Origin of the sequence: Lacticaseibacillus sp. 53-4 (genome assembly GCF_016861805.1) — a bacterium.
Taxonomy (GTDB): domain Bacteria; phylum Bacillota; class Bacilli; order Lactobacillales; family Lactobacillaceae; genus Lacticaseibacillus.
This window is the reverse complement of the sequence record NZ_BOLT01000060.1, coordinates 1-4,522: the sequence shown is the minus strand read 5'-3', so window position 1 is coordinate 4,522 and position 4,522 is coordinate 1. Positions and strand designations below refer to the sequence as shown.

The 4,522-nt window shown below is 47.6% G+C and carries 3 protein-coding genes; 1 reads left to right on the top strand and 2 read right to left on the bottom strand.

What is annotated here, in order from left to right; translation table 11 throughout:
• Window positions 1–418 precede the first annotated feature (418 nt).
• On the bottom strand, window positions 419–721 hold the full coding sequence (locus tag JUF21_RS11710) for a hypothetical protein (protein ID WP_203664810.1): 303 nt from the start codon (window positions 719–721) through the stop codon (window positions 419–421).
• Window position 722: 1 nt separating this feature from the next.
• A complete protein-coding gene (locus JUF21_RS11705) occupies window positions 723–1,583 on the bottom strand; it encodes a ParA family protein (RefSeq protein WP_203664807.1) in 861 nt (286 codons plus the stop codon).
• A gap of 843 nt (window positions 1,584–2,426) precedes the next feature.
• Here JUF21_RS11705 and JUF21_RS11700 point away from each other — a divergent pair.
• Window positions 2,427–3,884: a primase C-terminal domain-containing protein gene (locus JUF21_RS11700; protein ID WP_203664805.1), complete on the top strand. Its 1,458-nt coding sequence runs from the start codon at window positions 2,427–2,429 to the stop codon at window positions 3,882–3,884.
• Window positions 3,885–4,522: the final 638 nt, after the last annotated feature.

Below are 4,522 nucleotides of genomic sequence, written 5' to 3'. Positions count from 1 at the left end.
CCGGCAAAACATATCAAATTAACTATAAAGTCATCACTGAACGGTCAAAGTCAGCAGCCTAGTTCAGTACTGACTAAATAACTAGGCGTTTGAAGGCGTGGTTAGTGTAATTCATCTTGATTATCTCCTCGAGAAAATTGATTTGTTACTCTTGCTGGCAAAATTGTACGTGCCGAAGAGGCCCGTTCAGTCAGCTACTTGTCACCAAAGCGACAAACAGTTGACCTTCATGGGAGGCTACGGATGCCAACGGCTCGGGCGTTTAGAAGCTCTGCAAGATCTTCTTTTGAGAGTTTACGTCCTGTTTGGGCCAGTGTTGCGGTGCTGCTCGCAAGCGTGTGTTGACTTGAGCTTGACTTTCCGCGGCGCATTGACTCCCGTGGACGTGGTCTATCAAGCTTCTTACGTAGTCGCTTCTTCATGAGTTTTCACGTAAGACGGTGAACCTGCGTTGGTCCGAGTCACTTAAGCGAGAAACGTATTGATCTATCAACATTTGGACCGCTTCATAGTCGAATTTTATGCCCTCCATACTTTTCAGTACGGATAGATCCTTGTACGTCTCGGCTGAAATCTTGATGCTTTTCTGTTGATTTCTTTTTCCTTCTGCAGTTTTACTCTTTACGGTTTCGACCGGTTCGGGTTTATCCGTAAAGCCCTCTAACGGCTTCACCGCGCCGTTCACGCGACGCTTAAGGATGTTAGGCTTTGTATCAGGCATTCTATTTCACCCCTCTTAAGAGACCCAGACGTGTGAGAAATTCGTTTGTAACAGTCTGATATAGCTGGATCACCTTTCCGTCGTAACGATCCCTTTCTGTAATTCCGGATATTGGGAATCGTTTAATTCTTGCCATTTGTGGAACAATGGTTGAAAAAACATTTTCTTCTCCGAATTCCTGACGTGCTGTTTGGATTATTGTTTGGTCGACGCCGTTTCGTGCGTCGTGTAGCATTGGCAGGATTCCGATGATTTCCAAGTTTAAGTTGAACTTTTCATTTAGCCTGGCCAAGGTATTAACGTACTCTTCAGCACCAGTAAGGCTGTCATCATGTGTTTGCAGGCTGATAAGCGCATAATCCGAAAACATCACGGCATTATTAGTTACCTCAATGCTAAAAGGTGGGACGTCTAATAGGATAATGTCATAGTCGGCTTTTAGTGGTTCAAACAATGGCTGCAAAAGGTGGGTTTCTTCAAACTCGTTTTTTGTATGTTTGTACAGATACTTCGTAAAATCTTGAAAATCAATATACGATGGAAGAAGAAACAAATTTGGAAGAATTTTGACGGGAAGGTTTACGACCGACCCTTCCTCAACACCGCGCATCAAGGTCTTGTCAATGGGCTGTACAGTGTCTGACTCACGACTGCGTGTCAAAACTAAGGTCTTGGTGCTATTTGCCTGAGGATCAAGATCTACAACTAAGGTTTTGAGCCCCAGCTTGGCTAAAGTGTAGGCAATCATGTATGTATTAGTTGTCTTCCCTACCCCGCCTTTTTGGTTTCCGACAACGATTGTTACTGCGTGTTTAGCTTTCTTTAGTTCTGCAATAATTCTATTAATTTTAGTGGCTGCCATAATTGCACCTCCCATTTAGATAGGATACGCCGCACACCGGATAACTGCAATAGGGAAACTTCCCTATTGCACTATAGGGAAATAGCGAAATAGGGATAAAGGGAAGTATCCCTATAGGGATAAAGGGAAATATCCCTATAGGGATAAAGGGGAATATCCCTTTATCTTCGCGGAAAAGGCACGTACTTGCGGATCTCGGAATGTTTATAAAGGGAAATAGGGAAAAGGGGAAATATCCCTATAGGGAAAAAAGGAAATTTCCCCATAGGGATAAAGGGAAATATCCCTATAGGTAAAAAGGGAAATAGGGAAAAAGGGAACTCACAATTCATAGTTGCATTTCCCTTTTTAACGCGCTAAATTATGAGTAAAGAAAAGCCGTGCCGTAGCTCGAACTACGACACGGCGACCAATAATTTAGAAAAAGCTCAGCCTACAAAATGCAGCCGTGTTCCAGCACGGTGCTTTCCACATATCTCAAACTAATATTACTGGAATTTAGCATACTTGTAAATGCTTGAGCTGATTTCACAACCTAGAGGACAAACTAGGAAAGTTCTTAAACATGATCGTCGGCACTATCCGATAATCGTGGCAGGAGTAAATCAAAGGGCCAGGTGTGGTGAGCCACCTCGAAGAAATTCACTGGCGAATGTAAATTCGTCTCAGGTGTATTTGCTATTGCTAAATTTGAACTGGTGAAGTATCGTTTCGGTGAACTGGACTCCCGCAAGTTTCTCCAGACTCAGAGATTCTTGCGGTCAGAGTCGGCTCATCCTAGTACACAAGGCCAAGGGCTAAGTGTACTTTTTTTGTGCCAAATTTTCGAAAGGAGGAGATCAGATGGGAATTGCGACTGAATTTGTTGATCTAGTTTTGCATCACGGACTACCAAAAGCCAAGTACCAAAACAGTAAGCTCATTCTCACCCAACCATCTGACCGCCCTCACGGGGCCGTCTTTCTGACTCGTACCAAGGACGCGCTACGCCAAGCCAAAGGGTTCGTCTGCACTAGCGAAGAAGCCGTCCTGGAGAACCAAAGCGCCAGCCACTGGACGCCTAATATTTTCCGTTACGGGACGTATGCGGACCAGAAACGAAAGATTGTTAAAGGCCATGAGGAATCAAACCTCAAGCAGATCAATACACTCGTCGTGGACGCGGACTTCGGCGATCACAAGCCGAACTACGACCATCAGTTGCTACTGAAGTTCGTCGTTCAGCCCAAGGACATCTTTGCTAATCAGATTTTCCCGGCAGCAGTGCTCGAAACCCCACACGGCTACCAGGCCTACTATGTTCTCGACACCCCGGTCTTTATCGCCAAGAAGGGGAATCGTTATCCCGCTGTTGAGGCCGCTAAGCTGACTAGCGAGATGCTACGCAACGCCGTTAAGGGAGCACTCCCTAATGTTGATCTAGGGGCGAATCACTTTGGCTTCTTCCGCCTGCCAGACGATGATGATATTCGCTTCTTTGAGCCAGCGTTGACGTGCTCGTTCAGTGACCTGTACGACTGGGCGAAGCAAGTCGCGTCAGAATCGCGTTCTCAGGCACGGGAAAAGACTGCTTTTACGGATCCGACTAAGCAGCCATGGTTTGACGCCCTCACTCGGGTCCAAGTCCCGCGCGGAGATGGTCAGCTTGGCCGCAATAATACCCTGCTGACGCTGCTGCTGGCTTGTTACGCCGCTGGGTGGGGGAAAGACCGGACTTATGACTATGCGGATGAATGGAACTCCCGCCAGAAGCAGGCGCTTCAGGACCGTGAGGTCCGTGCAATCTTAAAGAGTGCGTTCTCAGGTAAGTATGCTGGTCCTAAGCGACAATATATCGATCAACTGGTCGCGGCGTACACGCCGAAGCTTAAGCAGGCCCACCGCTATGCGGGCCACGGCTGGGTCAAGCAAGCTAAGCCGCGCGCGGATCGTAAGTACAGTCACTACCGCGAGTGGGCCAAGGACCTTGTTGCGCTCGTGGCACGTCGTGCTGGCGTAGCGACTGAGCTGTCTCTTACGACCACGGATATTCGCAAGGCCCTGGGTCTTTCAAGAGAGTCATTGAACCACGTCCTCGATCTGATCGAGGCGACCAGCATGCTCCAAATGCGTCGAGTTAGAGGGCGCGGTGGCCGCCTAATTATGGCGACCTTCACCATGGCCGGTCGGCGAATCCAGGCCGCTAAGCGGGCCAAAAAAGAACAATGGCAGAGCTATCTGGGCGATGTGGGTAGAAGCGAAGAGGCACCAATGATGACGGGGGTATTCGTCCCTTTGGGACAGCCAATTCTAGACGGATAAAATAAAAGTTCCCGATTGCCAATACATATATCTAGTATGGGGCCCTGCTCTCTGGAGTGTGGCCTTGGGGTTCAGCAGTTGGAGTAATGTGCCGAAAAAGTAATCGGTTTTATGAGAATTCGTTGACGAGGTGAATTAGACCTGTTACGATCGCTTTGTGGGAACAAACGTTCTCGATACGTGTTGGAGGTTAGTTACTTTGGGAGTCTGGTGATGGCTTCGAAGAAAACTTGAAATTTATTTGCTTTTTCAACCAGTATTTGGTTTTCTTGTCTTAGCGATTGCTGGTTCATTCAGCAAGAATGCAGACAACTAAAAAGAGAGCAGATCGTCAAGGTTCTCCGGGTTGATAACCCGGAGCAATCCAAAACGCGTCCGTCGAGATACAAGTTTTTAAGCTATCCCTCGGAGTTTCCGCCCTCAACCGCTAACGCGGCGAATCCAGCATACCATAGGGACCTGAGGGTTCCAGAGGTGAAAGGTTCTCGGGTGGCGGCTGAGTAAGGAGATCCTGGGAAACCGGGGTCTCCTTTTCTTTTTAGGGCTCTACGTCAAATGGTGTTCGTAAATTGCAAGAACAAGTTAGCCAGTCGTTGAGGACAATCCCAGAACAGGCCGTTATCAAATAGAAGTTGTGG

What these genes read in the sequence shown, in the direction of transcription:
- JUF21_RS11710 (WP_203664810.1), bottom strand. Translation starts at nt 721, where the DNA reads ATGCCTGATACAAAGCCTAACATCCTTAAGCGTCGCGTGAACGGCGCG.
- JUF21_RS11705 (WP_203664807.1), bottom strand. Translation starts at nt 1,583, where the DNA reads ATGGCAGCCACTAAAATTAATAGAATTATTGCAGAACTAAAGAAAGCT.
- JUF21_RS11700 (WP_203664805.1), top strand. Translation starts at nt 2,427, where the DNA reads ATGGGAATTGCGACTGAATTTGTTGATCTAGTTTTGCATCACGGACTA.